General features: G+C 40.1%; 16 protein-coding genes. 4 read left to right on the top strand and 12 right to left on the bottom strand.

The window, feature by feature from the left end:
- Positions 1 to 17: 17 nt before the first annotated feature.
- The 4 genes from gldD to mutY form a co-directional block, all read right to left on the bottom strand.
- Positions 18 to 599 carry a gliding motility lipoprotein GldD gene (gene gldD / locus IL356_RS05305; RefSeq protein WP_121850461.1) on the bottom strand — a complete coding sequence of 194 codons (582 nt, stop codon included), beginning with the start codon at positions 597 to 599 and terminating at the stop codon, positions 18 to 20.
- Positions 600 to 630: 31 nt separating this feature from the next.
- A complete protein-coding gene (locus IL356_RS05300; protein ID WP_380084774.1) occupies positions 631 to 1,953 on the bottom strand; it encodes a gliding motility-associated protein GldE in 1,323 nt (440 codons plus the stop codon).
- A 113-nt stretch (positions 1,954 to 2,066) separates the two neighbouring features.
- Positions 2,067 to 2,537: a single-stranded DNA-binding protein gene (locus IL356_RS05295; RefSeq protein WP_121850462.1), complete on the bottom strand. Its 471-nt coding sequence runs from the start codon at positions 2,535 to 2,537 to the stop codon at positions 2,067 to 2,069.
- On the bottom strand, positions 2,534 to 3,604 hold the full coding sequence (gene mutY, locus IL356_RS05290; protein ID WP_121850463.1) for an A/G-specific adenine glycosylase: 1,071 nt from the start codon (positions 3,602 to 3,604) through the stop codon (positions 2,534 to 2,536). The genes IL356_RS05295 and mutY overlap by 4 nt, the downstream gene beginning before the upstream one ends.
- A gap of 177 nt (positions 3,605 to 3,781) precedes the next feature.
- Between mutY and IL356_RS05285 the strand changes: the two genes are divergently transcribed.
- The 3 genes from IL356_RS05285 (at position 3,782) to IL356_RS05275 (ending at position 6,484) form a co-directional block, all read left to right on the top strand.
- On the top strand, positions 3,782 to 4,072 hold the full coding sequence (locus IL356_RS05285) for an HU family DNA-binding protein (protein ID WP_013992739.1): 291 nt from the start codon (positions 3,782 to 3,784) through the stop codon (positions 4,070 to 4,072).
- Positions 4,073 to 4,373: 301 nt separating this feature from the next.
- The gene (locus IL356_RS05280) at positions 4,374 to 5,921 is read left to right on the top strand and encodes an Rne/Rng family ribonuclease (protein ID WP_121850822.1); all 1,548 of its coding nucleotides are present in this window, start codon (positions 4,374 to 4,376) and stop codon (positions 5,919 to 5,921) included.
- A 95-nt stretch (positions 5,922 to 6,016) separates the two neighbouring features.
- The gene (locus tag IL356_RS05275; RefSeq protein WP_121850464.1) at positions 6,017 to 6,484 is read left to right on the top strand and encodes a regulatory protein RecX; all 468 of its coding nucleotides are present in this window, start codon (positions 6,017 to 6,019) and stop codon (positions 6,482 to 6,484) included.
- Positions 6,485 to 6,503: 19 nt separating this feature from the next.
- On the opposite strand, the gene IL356_RS05270 is transcribed toward IL356_RS05275, so the two are convergent.
- The 5 genes from IL356_RS05270 to bioA all read right to left on the bottom strand — a co-directional run bounded on the left by IL356_RS05270 (position 6,504) and on the right by bioA (position 11,607).
- Entirely contained in the window at positions 6,504 to 7,004 is a 501-nt protein-coding gene (locus tag IL356_RS05270) for a DUF6646 family protein (RefSeq protein ID WP_121850465.1), read from the bottom strand.
- Between the two features lie 16 nt (positions 7,005 to 7,020).
- Complete coding sequence (locus IL356_RS05265) at positions 7,021 to 7,881, bottom strand: cupin-like domain-containing protein (RefSeq protein WP_225621390.1); 861 nt, start codon at positions 7,879 to 7,881, stop codon at positions 7,021 to 7,023.
- 78 nt (positions 7,882 to 7,959) lie between these two features.
- Positions 7,960 to 9,054 (bottom strand): biotin synthase BioB, encoded by a 1,095-nt coding sequence (bioB, locus tag IL356_RS05260; RefSeq protein ID WP_121850467.1) that lies wholly within the window; start codon positions 9,052 to 9,054, stop codon positions 7,960 to 7,962.
- A 73-nt stretch (positions 9,055 to 9,127) separates the two neighbouring features.
- The gene (locus tag IL356_RS05255; RefSeq protein WP_121850468.1) at positions 9,128 to 10,294 is read right to left on the bottom strand and encodes a beta-ketoacyl synthase N-terminal-like domain-containing protein; all 1,167 of its coding nucleotides are present in this window, start codon (positions 10,292 to 10,294) and stop codon (positions 9,128 to 9,130) included.
- 11 nt (positions 10,295 to 10,305) lie between these two features.
- The gene (gene bioA / locus IL356_RS05250; protein ID WP_225621389.1) at positions 10,306 to 11,607 is read right to left on the bottom strand and encodes an adenosylmethionine--8-amino-7-oxononanoate transaminase; all 1,302 of its coding nucleotides are present in this window, start codon (positions 11,605 to 11,607) and stop codon (positions 10,306 to 10,308) included.
- A 75-nt stretch (positions 11,608 to 11,682) separates the two neighbouring features.
- On the opposite strand from bioA, the gene IL356_RS05245 reads away from it, so the two are divergent.
- Positions 11,683 to 13,287 (top strand): glycosyltransferase family 39 protein, encoded by a 1,605-nt coding sequence (locus IL356_RS05245; RefSeq protein ID WP_121850469.1) that lies wholly within the window; start codon positions 11,683 to 11,685, stop codon positions 13,285 to 13,287.
- Here the strand turns inward: IL356_RS05245 and bioD are convergent.
- Genes bioD through IL356_RS05230 form a run of 3 tightly spaced genes read right to left on the bottom strand, consistent with a single transcriptional unit; the run spans position 13,284 to position 15,448 of the window.
- Positions 13,284 to 13,901: a dethiobiotin synthase gene (bioD, locus tag IL356_RS05240; RefSeq protein WP_121850470.1), complete on the bottom strand. Its 618-nt coding sequence runs from the start codon at positions 13,899 to 13,901 to the stop codon at positions 13,284 to 13,286. The two genes, IL356_RS05245 and bioD, sit on opposite strands and share 4 nt — an antisense overlap.
- Positions 13,898 to 14,287 carry a putative signal transducing protein gene (locus IL356_RS05235; RefSeq protein ID WP_121850471.1) on the bottom strand — a complete coding sequence of 130 codons (390 nt, stop codon included), beginning with the start codon at positions 14,285 to 14,287 and terminating at the stop codon, positions 13,898 to 13,900. Before IL356_RS05235 ends, bioD begins: the two co-directional genes overlap by 4 nt.
- Positions 14,288 to 15,448: an aminotransferase class I/II-fold pyridoxal phosphate-dependent enzyme gene (locus IL356_RS05230; RefSeq protein WP_121850472.1), complete on the bottom strand. Its 1,161-nt coding sequence runs from the start codon at positions 15,446 to 15,448 to the stop codon at positions 14,288 to 14,290.
- Between the last annotated feature and the right edge of the window lie 4 nt (positions 15,449 to 15,452).

Genomic DNA, 15,452 nt, shown 5'->3' with positions numbered 1-15,452 from the left:
CTAATCTTGCCTTAAATCTACTTCCATTGAAGGCTTTCCATAATCGCCCTAATATCTTTTCTTAAATAGACCGCTGCGGGGTATATCGAGTCGTAATTTGGCTTGGTATAGAAGTACAAAGACCCGGTTACAAAATGCTCTGTACTATCGGTGACATAAAACTGCGCCTGTGAGGCGGCATCGCCACTTACTTCATAGAACATTCCGTAAACTTTATCATCAGAATTAATAAACGGTTGCTCAAGAATTCCGTCTGCCTTCACCGAATGTTCGTAACTGAATTTCTGGGCGTCAGATAGAAGTTTTTGCAAATTTGTCTCCACCGATTTGTAATTGATAAAGATTTCACCTTTCATTTCGGGGTACTCTAACGTCAATGAAGAAGCATTGGTATTTTTCACCTTTGCTAACCCGTTATAACGAAAGCTGAAGTAATCGGTATCGAATTTCACAGGTTCAGGATTAGGGTATTCTAACCTCAACTCTGCCTTTGGCTTTGGCAAAACATCTTCCTTACAACTCGAGAGCACGACCAAAACCGACATCAAAGGCAATAATCTCAATGGCCAACTTGGTTTTTGTCTAAAATTCAAGAACATGCTACGTTGATTTTGAAAGTTACCATTATATCTATTGAACTGATTCGGGTTTGGGCAAGGTTACCTTTATCTGTTTTAGTCTCTTCTTATCCATACTTTCAACGATGAAGGTATGGTCGTTAAATGCAATTTTTTCTCCTCGCTTCGGAAAACTTCCAGCAATTTCAAGAACAAAACCTGCCACGGTTTCAGCTTCGCCCTTTTTCTCTTCAAACTCATCTTCGTTCAAGATTTTGGTGACCTTATAAAAATCTCTCAGCGCCGTTTTGCCATCAAATACAAAGTTATAATCGTCGAGTTTTGAAAAAATAAGGTCTTCATCATCAAACTCATCAGTAATATCACCGACTATTTCCTCTATGATATCTTCTAAGGTAACAATACCGGAGGTACCACCATACTCATCAACAACGATGGCCAAGTGGTTCTTTTTTTCCTGAAACTCTAAAAGCAAATCATCTAACTTTTTGTTCTCCGGCACAAAGAAGGGCTCACGAATGAGACTCATCCAATTGAAAGCTTTACGGTCGATATAGGGCAGTAAATCCTTTACATACAAAACTCCCAGAACATTATCCATATTCTCAGAAAATACCGGTATTCTAGAGTATCCGTTCTTTTTGACCTCGAGCATAACCTCAGGAAACTTCATATCTTCGCTTAAGGCAAAAATATCTATCCGAGGGCACATAACTTGTTTGGTATCGGTATTACCAAAAGAAACGATACCCTCTAATATTTTTTGCTCTTCTTTGGTTGTATCGCCTTCATCGGTGAGCTCTAAAGCCTGAGAAAGATGGTCAACACTAAGGTTAGACCTTTGCTTACCCAATTTATTGTACAGAAACAACGTTCCGGCCCGCATGGGCAGGCTTAAAGGTGAAAAAATCACATCTAAGACCTTTAAGGGAAAGGACATGAAATGGGCAAAGGCCACCCTGTTTCTATTGGCATATACCTTCGGCAAGATTTCACCGAACATCAAAATCAAAAAAGTTGCGACCACCACCTCTAGCACGAAACGAACCCATTCGATATCGACATTTACAAACAAAGTTTCGCCTACATCGCTAAAAAGCAGAACCACCCCAATATTGATTGCATTATTGGCTATCAGAATTGTCGCCAGCAACTTTTTAGGTCGGTCGAGCAATCTTTCAATTATGCCACCCTGAGTGGTTTTTTTCTCGATGATATCTTTTAAATCGGTAGCGGAAAGGCCAAAAAATGCTACTTCGGCACCTGAAATAAGGGCTGAGCAAATAAGAAGTAATATTAAAACCGCTATTTGGAAGGCAAAAGTACCTCCGGAGGCCATAAAATTCGGAAGAACACTAAGAGGGTCAGGGTCCAATCGTTAAAATTTATTTGTAAAACGCGATTTACTATTAATAAGTATTCGGTTATTTAAATATGGAATATGAATATACAAAACACTACCTTAATTTTATAGCGTATTTCAATAGCTTAAAACGGCAAATCATCTTCTTCCGGCTCATTGACTGTATGTTGCTGAGCCGTATTTCTCTGTGCAGGTTGTTGCCCCCCTGATTGTGCCACAGGTTGAGATGAATTACTTTGGCTATTCTCCATACTCTCCTTTTTAGTGGTCAAAAAAGTAAAGTCTTGCACGTGTACTTCAGTCGTATAACGGGTATTGCCATCTTCACCCTGCCATTGCCTGTTCTTTAAACGGCCCTCAACATATATCTTATCGCCCTTGCTCAAATACTTCTCGCATATTTCGGCAGCTTTGTTGCGCACAACTACATTATGCCAATCGGTGTTGGTCACTTTTTCTCCCGTCTGCCTATTTGTATAGGTTTCATTGGTCGCAATCGGAAACCTACCGATGCATCCGCCTCCTTCAAAGTAGTGCATTTTAACCTCATCGCCCAAATGCCCTATCAACATCACTTTGTTTAATGTACCGCTCATAATCTGCTGTCGTTTAATGGCCAAAAATACGAATTTTTAAGTCTTTTCAAGAACTCATCTATTAAAACAGGAACGGGATATTGCTCAACTTTTTCAAAAGGAATGCCTCCATTGGAAATATCGTTCAATTCTATAATCCAAAATACCGTATGAATGTGGCGATGCGACAGTTTATGTATAATCGACATGGGGTCGAACCTTGAAACATTTAATGCTTTTGAAAAATGTTCAGATGCTTCAAGTTGAACTTTCAATTCTTTCAATTCAAGTTCTTTTTTAGATTCGAGCAACGGAAACTGCCAAAGGTTGCGCCAAATTCCATTATCGGTTCGTTGTTCCAAGATAGTCAAACCACCTTTAGATATCGGAACCAAGTAATTAAAGTAAAGTGTTTTTACCTTGGTCTTTTTCAATTTCACGGGCAAACTTCCTACAGTGCCCTCTTTTAAAGCCTTACAGCTTGAACTTAACGGACAGACCTGGCAATTCGGGCTTTGAGGCACACATTGCATGGCGCCGAACTCCATTATACCTTGATTATAATCCCTTATTCGTTCAAGGTGCATAACTTCCCGGGCCAATTGTTTAAAGTATTTGACACCTTCGGTACTATTAATAGGTATGTCGACACCGAAATATCTAGAAAGAACGCGATAGACGTTACCATCAACCACCGGTTCAGGTCGACCGAAACAGATAGAAGCTATGGCACTTGCTGTATAATCGCCCACACCTTTGAGCGCGAGCAGTTCTTTATAGGTATCAGGAAATTGCCCATCATATTCGTAGGCTACCATTTTAGCGGTCGCATGTAGGTTTCTGGCCCTAGAATAATACCCCAACCCTTGCCAGAGTTTGAGAACTTTCTCTTCGGAAGCCTCGGCCAGATCTTCCACAGCAGGAAAATTCTCAACAAACTTTTGGTAGTAGGGCAAGCCTTGGGACACCCTTGTTTGCTGCAACATTATCTCGGAAAGCCAAATATTGTAGGGGTTTGTCGTTGTACGCCATGGCAAATCGCGCTTGTTACGCTCGTACCAGGCCAATATTTCATTTGCAAAAGTCATTTACCTCTAAAATGGATGGCAAAAGTAAAGGTTTAACAACCAAAGCAGATAGCCTATATAGGTAAATTGATAAATGTAGAGTTGAACGACTTAAAATTAGTTTGTTAGCGAAAAAGAATGAATTTAATTTATATATTTGCATCCCAAAAAATTTATACTGAAAATTTAACACGACAAATGACGAAAGCAGAAATTGTATCAAAAATCTCAGACAAGCTGGGAATTGAAAAAGGAGATGTTCAGGCGACTGTAGAGAGCTTTATGGAAGAGGTGAAGTCTTCCCTAGAAGGTGGTGACAATGTTTACTTGCGTGGTTTTGGTAGTTTTATCATCAAGACAAGGGCAGAAAAAACCGGAAGAAACATCAGCAAGAATACCACTATCAAAATTCCGGCACATAATATTCCGGCGTTTAAACCAGCTAAGGTTTTTGTAGAAGGTGTTAAAAGCAACGTACAGGTTAAATAATAATAATCATTAAATAGGAATCTATGCCGAGTGGTAAGAAAAGAAAAAGACATAAGGTGGCTACCCACAAGCGTAAGAAACGCAGGAGAGCCAACCGACACAAGAAAAAATAGACCGTAAGGGCTAAATAAAAAGGGCTGAGATTTTCAGCCCTTTTTATGCTGAACCCTTTTGTTTTTTCTTCCCCTACGTTCATTGACATAGAAATTCAAATAGAAATTTCGGCGGATCGGTAATTTACTATCCGTTTCAACCATTGTTTAATCGATCCCGACACATTTCGGGATACAAATACATTCAGGTGAATAGAGAATTAATCGTAAGATCTAGTTCCGATGCCGTTGATTTTGCCTTATTAAAAGACGGTAAGCTCACTGAACTGCACAAAGAGGAAGACAACAATAATTTTTCCGTTGGCGATATATTTCTTGCCAAAATACGGAAACCCGTTACCGGCTTGAACGCCGCGTTCGTCAATGTTGGTTATGAGAAAGATGCCTTTCTACATTACCATGACCTAGGGCCACAATTGTCTTCATTGCTTAAGTTCATCAAACAAGTGAGTACTGGAAAATTGAAGGACTATTCCCTTGGCAACTTTAAATTCGAAAAAGACATTGACAAAAATGGCGTGATAACAGATGTTGTCAAAGCCAACCAGTCCATTTTGGTTCAAATAGTAAAAGAACCCATTTCTACCAAAGGACCAAGAATCAGCTCAGAACTTTCCATTGCTGGGCGTTATTTGGTTATGGTACCCTTTTCAGACCGTGTCTCGGTATCACAGAAAATAGCGAGCAACGAAGAAAAAGATAGACTGAAAAGGTTAGTTAAAAGTATTAAGCCTAAAGGGTTTGGTGTCATCATTAGAACAGTTGCCGAAGGCAAAAAAGTAGCGGAACTTGACAAAGATCTAGAAAACCTGTTGGCCAAGTGGTCAACGATGTGTAAAAAATTATATAAAGCACCTACTCCCTCTAAAGTATTGGTCGAGCTAAATAGGGCATCTTCTATACTTAGGGATATTTTCAACGATACCTTTACAGGAATTCATGTTGATGATGAAACGCTTTATGGACAAATTCAGGACTATGTTGAAGAAATAGCTCCTGGAAAAGATTCTATAGTTAAACTATACAAGTCTAACGTTCCCATTTTTGAAAAGTTTGGCATAGAACGACAAATCAAAACTTCATTTGGTCGTACTGCCAGCATGAGTAAAGGCGCCTATCTAATTATAGAACACACTGAAGCGCTTCATGTTATCGACGTCAATAGCGGCAATCGTTCTAACAAGGCAAAGAACCAAGAAGAAACGGCCTTGGAGGTCAACCTCCTCGCTGCTTCAGAAATTGCCAGACAGTTGCGTCTAAGAGATATGGGCGGTATTATCGTAGTCGATTTTATAGATATGGTAAAAGCCCCCAATCGAAGAAAACTTTATGACCATCTAAGGGACGAAATGAAAGATGATCGGGCGAAGCACAAGATACTTCCTCCGAGCAAATTCGGACTGGTTCAGATAACTAGACAACGGGTAAGACCCGAAATGAATATCAAAACAACCGAAGAAAACCCAAACGGCACCGGTAAAGAGATTGAAGCGCCTATCGTTTTAATCGACAAAATAAATGCCGATTTAGAGCGGTTACTCAAAGGGCCCAAAAAAGATAACGGAATAACGCTAAACATACACCCGTTTATCGCAGCCTATTTGATGAAAGGTTTTCCATCCATTAGATCCAAGTGGTTTTTGGAACATAAAAAATGGATTAAAATACAACCTAGAGATGCGTACACGTATCTCGAATACCGTTTTAAGGATAAAGACGGTAAAACCATTTATTAAAGACTTATAAAAGCGGCTTTCGTTCAACGGAAGCCGCTTTTTTTATACTCCAATATTATCTAGCTTAGCCATAAATTGCCCAAACCTTATCAAACATGAACAAGGCCTACACCCTTCAAGAAGCTACTACCAAGATGGAAAAATACTGTGCCTATCAAGAGCGCTGCCATAAAGAGGTCGTTGAAAAATTGAGGTCTATGCGCATGATTCCGCAAGCTATCGACAAAATCGTAGTTCATTTAATAGAGGGAAATTATCTGAACGAAGAACGCTTTGCCCAAAGCTTTGCCAGAGGTAAGTTCAATATTAAAAACTGGGGCAGAAAACGAATTGTAAGAGAACTTAAAATTCGAAATATTTCTACTTATAACATCAATACAGCCCTTAGTGAAATTGAAGATAGGGCATATTATAAAACCCTTGACAATTTGGCCCAAAAGCGCCTATCTCAGATTACCGAAAAGAACCCTCAGAAGAAAAGGAAAAAACTGGCCGACTATCTCTTATACAGAGGATGGGAATCTCATCTGGTTTACGAAAAAATCAAGGAATTAATTCCTTAGAAAATTTGTCCAAAACCTATTAAAGAAAGTTAAAGGACACCCCAATATTTACATTGAACTGATTGTGAAACTTATCGGAGAGCGTTAGGTCTTCTGTCTGATATTTAGCAATTGGAAAACCGAATTCGGTGTAAACACCTAGCCCTTCAGAAAAGAAATAACGCGCTCCTGTATGAAAGCCGAAATTCTTAAGTCCTAAATCCAATCCCGGATATATATCAAAAGCTGGCGATACGTCAATAATGGGCCCTAAATGTGCGCTAAAGCGAACCTTTGCGTCGAATCGCTCTCTGGTATCATCATCAATTCCGCTTGCTATACCCAAAAGGTATGTAGAAACGGCCCCAACCGAAATATTTTCTCCTAGACCATAATCGTACGAAGCAGTTATTCCGGTACCGTTCTCTTGAAAATTGGCGCCCACCTGAAACTTTTGGTCACCCCTACCTTCGTAGGCTTGAGAATACATAAAATTGGTAAATACAAATATTGTTAAAAAGGGTAATAGGTATTTTTTCATATCAATTTATTCAAGATCAAACCAATACCGCCCGCTTAGTGCGTTCGATTGCCTGACTGTTTTTATAATCTATCCATTTTTGGCCCTTAAGCCGGCGCATGGCCACATCAAAACTACGCATAACCAAAATATTATAGATGGCATGCACGAAATTCTTCGGGTTTTTTGGCCACGACCTTAGACTCATTGAAAATCCTGGAGTTATATATTTCATATAGTGCCAGTAACCTTCGGGCATATACAGCACCTCACCATGCTGAAGCTCGGTTCTATAACCCAAGACCTTTTCTAGAGCCGGCCATTTTTTATAATCCGGGGCCGAGAAATCGATGCTTTCATGAGTAATCAACGAGTGTGGAACCTTGTACAAGTATTTGGTTTCCGATTGCGGAAATAGTATAACATCTTTTTTTCCATCGAAATGAAAATGAAAAATATTTGCCATATCGATATCATAGTGCATGAAAGTGTACGAATCGCGCCCACCAAAAAACAACATGGGTAATCTTTTCTGCAGTCTTAACCCGAAATCAGGAAAGTCATAATCTTTTTGAAGTAGGGGCACTTCCTTTAAAATATTCCAAAGAAAGATTCGGTATTTGGTGGGTTCCCTTTTGAGCAAATCGATATATTCCGCCATTTTCATTTCGGCGTGGGGCTCATTAAACCCATCTTCATGATTAACGGGCCTATCATCGTACAAGGGTACGGTCTTCTCACCGGCAACCTGTTGCATATAGGCCAAGTTCCATTTTTTAATGGCCGGCCAATGCCCAACTGCACTTTCAATAACTACTGGCTTCTGTGGCTTGAAATAGTGCTCTAAGAAATCTTCCTTAGTAATGGAACTTACCCGTGGAATAGCTTCTAATTTCAATACTATATAGGTTGAATTTAAAGACCAAATTTAATTAACCTTTTGTAAAGATTTTCTTAAAACAAAACTAATATTGGCCTATTCGACGAGCTTAGACTTTGCTTTTGCCTCTTCGTTTCTAGCGATGGAATGCCCGGGCCTCGTCCACTTTGGCTTCTCGCCCAAATCTTTGAATTGCGACTCTGAAGCTTCTACCGTTTTTGGTTGTGACACTTTTGTAAATGGCTTTTGCGGATTCAAACCGAGAAGCTTGAACATTTCCATATCTTCATTCACATCGGGGTTGGGAGTCGTCAATAATTTATCGCCTGCAAATATAGAATTGGCTCCGGCAAAGAAACACATGGCCTGCCCCTCTCTACTCATTTGCGTACGGCCAGCAGAAAGCCGTACTTGTGTTTCGGGCATAACTATTCGGGTAGTAGCGACCATACGAACCATTTCCCAAATAGAAATAGGCTCCATATCTTCCATTGGTGTACCTTCGACCGCTACCAATGCATTGATCGGTACCGACTCAGGCTGAGGATTAAGGGTGGCCAAAGCCACGAGCATACCTGCACGGTCTTCGATAGCCTCGCCCATACCAATTATACCGCCACTACAAACGGTTACATTACTCTTGCGAACATTATCAATGGTATCTAATCGGTCTTCAAATGCCCTTGTAGAAATAACATCTTTATAATAATCTTCAGAAGTGTCTAAATTATGGTTGTAAGCGTAAAGACCTGCCTCTGCCAAACGCTGTGCCTGATTTTCGGTCAACATGCCCAATGTACAGCAAACCTCCATATCCAATTTATTAATGGTGCGAACCATTTCTAAAACCTGATCGAACTCCGGCCCATCTTTAACATTACGCCAAGCAGCACCCATACATACACGAGAGCTACCGGAAGCTTTGGCACGTAAAGCTTGTGCCTTTACGTGAGAAACCTGCATTAGGTCGTTACCTTCAATATCTGTGTGGTAGCGCGCCGCTTGCGGGCAATAACCACAGTCTTCAGGGCATCCGCCAGTCTTTATAGACAATAGCGTAGACACTTGAACCGTATTGGGGTCATGAAACTTTCTATGAACGGTGGCTGCTTCATAAAGCAGTTCCATTAGGGGCTTATTATAAATTTCTAGAATTTCCTGCTTGGTCCAATCGTGCTTTTGTTCGCTCATACTCATATCTAAATCTGGGTCAAAAATAACCTTTAAAAAATTGAAATTACAAAAATGCCTTTCAAATGTTGTTCTATGGCAAGGTCAACAAAACGCTGACAGCATTACCTCCGAAACCAACGGCATTTACCAGAACCTTCTTTATTTCCTTTAAATCAGTGTTGTTTTTGAAGGGAGTTGATATAAATTTTTGTTTTTGAAGCATCAATACAGCCAACTCCATACTTAAAAGCCCCGAACTGGCAAACGTATGCCCCAATTTCCATTTATTGGAAGTCATCAGCGGAATCTTATTTCCAAATACCTTCTCTATTGCCAATAGTTCAGAAGAATCGCCCTTTATCGTACCGGGCGCATGCATCACCACTACGTCTACCTCATCGGGTGAAATACCCCCCAAGGCCATTTTCATCGAACGCTGAAAGCAAAGTGCATCCGTAGAAATAGAAATATTATGTTTTAACGGTTCGGTAGCGTAACCCACTCCGGAAATCAAGGCCATGGCATTTTTCTTTTGCCCAACCTCTAGACATGCTACCGAAGCTCCTTCACCAAGCACCATCGTGTTTTGGGTCTTATGCATATCCAATGCCAAGCAAGGAAAGGCAACCTCCTCATCCAACCCTATTCTAGAATAAACCTTTAGCGCTTTCATTTGAGAAATGGTAAAAGGTGTCAATGGTGCCTCACTACCACCTACCAAAAACTTATCGGCCATACCGCTTTGCAGCCAAGCTACACCGTTAAGAACGGCATGCAAACCTGTGGAACAAGTAATGGAATGCGAAATTTCTGGGCCATGTGTTTTTAGGTCATGTGCCAACCAAGATGAAATATTTCCTAATGTAGTGGTCGGTGAGGATAATGTGGAACTTTTACCCTGCGCCAAAAATTCTTCGTGATAGGTTTCAAAAAGTTCGGTAGCCCCGCGCGATGATCCGATATTTATTCCGAAGTCGTCGTTTATGGTCCATCCTGCATCGGCAACGGCATTTCTAGATGCAAACAAAGCATAAAGCACGGTTTTGTCAAGATTCTTATATTTTGGGTCGGAATGACGAACCTTTTCAATGCCTCTTTGGTTTTCTTCAGAAATAGCTGAAACCCACTCCCATCTTTCATTGAACTTTCTTTTAGATAAATAATGGTCGGGCGAAAGGTATGCTTGCCATATTTCTTCTTGGCTACTGCCCAATGGAGAAATTGAAGAAACCGCGGTGATAGAGATTGGTTCTTTCACTAAAATAATGATTAAAGTGCCTCTAGGGCCGATTTAATAGTGTCGTAAATCTTATGAAGTTGTTTGTCTGAAATGGTAAAGGGGGCAGAAATATAAATGGTACTGCCCAATGGTCGTAAAAACACACCATTATCCATAAAATGTTTGAAAAGTTGATCCCTTAGATTTCCGTAGCGTTCCATTTTTACATCGAGATCAAGTGCATAAATAATTCCGCATTGACGAGTCGAAGCTACTTTTGAATGGTTTTTTATCTCTTTATCAAAACTTTTATGGGCTTCCGTAATCCGATGAATACTCTCTTGTATCTCATTCGATTTCAACAACTCTATTCCTGCCAAAGCTGCTGTACACGCCAATGGATTGGCTGTATAAGTATGCCCATGAAACAGCCCTTTACCGATATCATCACTATAAAAAGCATCATACACGTCTTGGGTACAACTTGTGACAGCCATGGGCATTAAACCCGCTGTCAACGCTTTCGACATGCAGATAATATCCGGTTTGTTAAGCATGCGGTCTGAAGCAAAAAAAGAGCCTGTTTTGCCGAAACCCGTCATCACTTCATCGGCAATAGCCAAAACCCCATTCTTTTTCAATAAACCTAGTATCCTATCAAGGTGCTTGGCATCGTGCATTTTCATGGCAGCGGCCCCTTGCACCAAAGGCTCGTATATAAAACCAGCTATATCGCCCTTTGCTAATCTAGTCTCCAGAAATTTTAATAGATGCTCGATGTTTTTTTCGTTGGGCACCGGTAACCGCTCCACACTTATAAAAAAATCTTCAAACGGACCATTGTACACAGATAAACCAGAAACGGACATGGCCCCAAAAGTGTCACCATGAAAACCTTCTTCAAAAGCTACCAGAACAGGACGCTTCTCACCTCTATTAAAGTGATATTGCAAAGCCATCTTTATCCCGATTTCAGTGGCTGTAGAGCCATTATCCGAAAAGAATAGCTTTTGCTGATTACCAGGTAAAATATCTATAAGCTCTTCTGAAAGGCGCACTGCAGGTTCGTGGGTAAATCCACTAAAGACCACTTGATCCAGTTTTTGCATTTGTTGATGCACCTTGTCAAGTATATAATCATTGCAGTGACCGTACATACAAGTATACCATGAAGCGATGCCATCAATATATTCCTTTCCCGACTCGTCGTAAAGAAGAGCCCCTTTGGCCTTCTTTATACCCAACATCGTAGGGTGTAATTTATGCTGTGTGAGAGGATGCCAGATGTGCTTTTTATCCCTTTCGGAAATACCTTCGGATATCATCGTACCTAAATCAAAATCATTATCCATCTTGCAAAGATGAGGAATAATTGACTTCTATATAAAGATTTTGGGCATCTTTGACTTTGAAAACCTACCAAAACCATGAATGCTATTGATAGAAATTCTTCAAAGCTTGACAACCCGAAAAGCCTTCAATGGTTATCAATAGGCATTTTTTCGCTATATATCATTTCTCTATTCTATAACCTCGGCGTACCACCTATACATACCGAGGAACCCAGAAGAGCCATTGTAGCCATGGAAATGCTCTTCAACAATAATTATGTGGTTACCTCAATTTTCAATGAAACCTTTTACGACCACCCTCCATTGTGGAACATCATACTTGCCGGAAGCATTAAGCTTTTCGGTGGCAATGCATTTGCATTGAGATTGCCCGCGGCCGTATCACTGATACTTACCGGACTGTTACTATATTGGATGAACAGGAAATATATAGGCCAAAAGTTCGCCTTGTTGAGTAGCTTGTACTATTTAGTATGTGCCGACATCTATTTTTATTTTTCCGTTACCGCCGAAATTGACCTTTTTTATTCGTTACTGGTAGTACTTTCGATATTCAGCATATTTCATTTTTACCAAAAAAAGCGGCTATTTCTATTATTTGGCGGTGCGTACTTTTTTATTACCCTAGCCTTTTTCACCAAAGGTTTCGCGTCTTTCGCCTTTCTTTTCATCACATTATTTTTCTATTTATACCAACAGAAAAATTTAAAAATACTTTTTTCACCAGCTCATTTTACTTCTATACTTCTCTCGGCAATAGCCGTCGGGCTCTATTTTTATTGGTACAGCCTACATGAAGATTTAACGACCTACCTTTCTGATATGTGGGGACTCACCAGTCAACGAACGCTACTTGAAAGGGATTTTCTTGAGCTTATAGGCCATCTCTTTTTCTTTCCCATGAATTTTTTGGCGGTTCTCTTTCCGGCAACGCTTTTTATATTTCTCTGGCGGAAAGAATTCATTCAGAAAATACTCAAGCACCCGTACCTATCCTTTGTTTTAATTGCCTTTACTGCCAATTTTATGGTTTATTGGGTATCTCCAGGAGCACGGATTCGATATACTTACATGTTTTTCCCTTTGCTTATCACTCTACTTACCTACCTAGCGTATAACCAACTCAATAAAATGAAGCTGATGCACCTGCTCTTCAAGATACTCATGGGCCTTGCCATAGCATGCTGTATTGCAATTCCGTTTCTACCGTACTTTGAGCAAATACCAAATATAAGATGGACTCCCTTGTTTATACTATTTCTCGGTGCTTTGTTGTGGATGACATATAAAACCACAGACTACGGCAAACACTTGGGCATTATATGTTTTTTAATTGTGGGAAGATTAATTTTTGATCACGTTGCCCTTCCACTAAAAGCATTAAATTCATCAAGTGCCGTTCAAAAAAAGTATGCGGTAGAAATTGAAAACCTGATAGGCGAAGAACCGCTTTATGTTTTCTCTCAAGAAGATACACGAACCCATTGTCAAATACCCTTTCGGTTTTATGAAACAGGCGCTTACCTTGAACTATGGCGGCAAAAACCCCTTATAAAAACTCAACAATGTCTAATACCAGGCTACTACATTTTCAACAAAAACAATTTAGAAGGAAGAAAAAATCTATTGGCCTTCAACATCGGTGATACCGAATTGGTTCTTACTTATATTGAAAATTAGAGGGTTTCTAGAATAGGTTTGAATTTTTCAGCGTATTTTTTAATGACTGCTTTATCGAAAGATTCCTCCTCGTCTATTCGACCGATCATTGAAACGCCCGTTTTATGAAGAATTATGTTCTCGGTCTGAGGGTTGGCATTACCACTAAATAATACGGAAACATCATAGCCCTTTTGAGACAGCCAATTAATGGTCAACAGAGTGTGGTTGATACTACCCAAATAATGTCTTGACACCACAATTACCTTATAAGTAGGCATAATTATATCGAGTACCGTATCGCTGCTATTAAAAGGCACTAAGATGCCCCCACAGCCTTCTATCACAAGATGGTTATCGGTCTTGGGCTCGTTTATATGTTCCCTATCGATTAAGACACCTTCGTTTTCAGCCGCTGCATGAGGGCTCATAGGTTCTTTTAATTCGTAACTGCTTTTATGAATAACCGTTTTACCGTTAGACACCAACGATTTGACCTTGTCACTGTCGGTATTATCAAGTTCACCTGCTTGAACGGGTTTCCAATAATCTGCTTCCATGGCTTCTGCTATGATTGCAGAAGCAATTGTTTTGCCTACTTCCGTAGAAATTCCAGTTACGAAAAATTGTGTCATACTACTCTTGGGTTTGTGATCATGCCACAATTTAGGCATTTGTATTTTCTTTTCTCAAAAAACGGGAAAAGTTTATTTAAAACGCCCTTTCTATCGTAGTAAACCTCTGATTTTTGCGCTTTACAGTTAGGGCAAGTTCGAGGGTTACCCAAATCATCAATGGCGAAAGCCCTAATTTGGTCGTAAATTTCTAAAGCCGACTCTTTATCTTCACTGTACACCTGCAATTTTACACCCCCTATCGCATTGCTAATGATGGGGTCGGAATTCAAGGTGTTTTCATCTCGCAGAAAAACAGGAATACCCTCAGATTCTAACTTACTTTTTAAAATCTGAACATCTGCCGGAAACTCGAAAGAAGCAACAGTGAAAAATTTTTGTGCCATTCAATTTTTAAATAGGTCGACCAGATTTTCAAGCATCGTTTTAATTTGGTCTTCGGTATTGTAGCTATGCAAACAAATTCTTAATCGCTCTTGCCCCTCGGGCACCGTTGGTGAAAGAATAGCCCTAATATCAAAACCCAACTTTTTCATAGCGCCTGACAGTTCTTTGGCTTTCTTGATATCACCTACCAAAAAACAGTGAACTGCCGAATCGCTATCTATAAAACGGTCATCAGCACCTAATCTTTTTATTTCAAGTTTAAAAAATTCAATGTTATTCCGCAACCTTAAAATATCACCAACCGGTTGACTCATAAAGCGATAAGCAATGAGAATAGTGGCCAATGAATGGGGTGGCATACCTGTAGTATAGATAAAGCTACGGGCAAAATTCACCAAATATTGCTTTAGTTCTGTACTGCCCAATATAGCGGCACCATGACAACCAAGGGCTTTGCCAAAAGTCATTATCCGTGCAAACACCTTTTCGTGCAAGCCTAAACACTGTACCAAGCCAGCGCCATTACCTCCGTAAACGCCGAGAGCGTGGGCTTCGTCGATTACCAGCCTTAAGTCGTATTTTTTACAAAAATGGACCATTGCCTCTAAATCAGGCGAGTCTCCGTCCATAGAAAAGACAGATTCTGTAACGACATAAACCTCTGCATCGCTGGGCACTGTTCGTTTTAATTTATCAAGTTTTACAGACAGGTCATTTAGATTGTTGTGGGCAAACTTCTGAGCTTTGGCATTTCCTAAAGTGATACCGTCTCGTATACTGGCATGACTGAACTCATCATACAGCACTAAATCGCCTCTTTGCGGTACGGAAGCAAAAAATCCTAAATTGGCATCATACCCTGAATTGAAAAGCAATGCTGCCTCTACTTGATGAAAGTTTGCCAACATTTTCTCTACTTCATTATGAAGAGGATGGTTACCAGAAATGAGTCTTGAACCCGTAGCGCCGTTACTGTTTATATAATTGCCTGCCAAAAATTGACCGACCGCATCAAAAAGCTCAAAATTACTGGCCAGACCCAGATAATCGTTCGATGAAAAATCTATCAAGGAGTCATCGGAAAAAGGTAACTGGCGAAGAGACCCCTGTTCTTTTCTCAACAGTAGTTTGCGCTGCAATTTTGATGGTAAACTTTTCACAGAC

Source organism: Euzebyella marina (assembly GCF_014855515.1).
Taxonomy (GTDB): domain Bacteria; phylum Bacteroidota; class Bacteroidia; order Flavobacteriales; family Flavobacteriaceae; genus Euzebyella; species Euzebyella marina.
Note: the sequence above shows the minus strand (reverse complement) of the source record. Positions and strands in the feature narration are given on the sequence as shown.

Bases quoted from the DNA above. Each gene is read 5' to 3' on its own strand.
- bioB (WP_121850467.1), bottom strand. From the start codon at position 9,054: ATGAGCGAACAAAAGCACGATTGGACCAAGCAGGAAATTCTAGAAATT.
- mutY (WP_121850463.1), bottom strand. From the start codon at position 3,604: ATGACTTTTGCAAATGAAATATTGGCCTGGTACGAGCGTAACAAGCGC.
- bioD (WP_121850470.1), bottom strand. From the start codon at position 13,901: ATGACACAATTTTTCGTAACTGGAATTTCTACGGAAGTAGGCAAAACA.
- bioA (WP_225621389.1), bottom strand. From the start codon at position 11,607: ATGGATAATGATTTTGATTTAGGTACGATGATATCCGAAGGTATTTCC.
- gldD (WP_121850461.1), bottom strand. From the start codon at position 599: ATGTTCTTGAATTTTAGACAAAAACCAAGTTGGCCATTGAGATTATTG.
- IL356_RS05245 (WP_121850469.1), top strand. From the start codon at position 11,683: ATGAATGCTATTGATAGAAATTCTTCAAAGCTTGACAACCCGAAAAGC.
- IL356_RS05275 (WP_121850464.1), top strand. From the start codon at position 6,017: ATGAACAAGGCCTACACCCTTCAAGAAGCTACTACCAAGATGGAAAAA.
- IL356_RS05285 (WP_013992739.1), top strand. From the start codon at position 3,782: ATGACGAAAGCAGAAATTGTATCAAAAATCTCAGACAAGCTGGGAATT.
- IL356_RS05295 (WP_121850462.1), bottom strand. From the start codon at position 2,537: ATGAGCGGTACATTAAACAAAGTGATGTTGATAGGGCATTTGGGCGAT.
- IL356_RS05270 (WP_121850465.1), bottom strand. From the start codon at position 7,004: ATGAAAAAATACCTATTACCCTTTTTAACAATATTTGTATTTACCAAT.
- IL356_RS05235 (WP_121850471.1), bottom strand. From the start codon at position 14,287: ATGGCACAAAAATTTTTCACTGTTGCTTCTTTCGAGTTTCCGGCAGAT.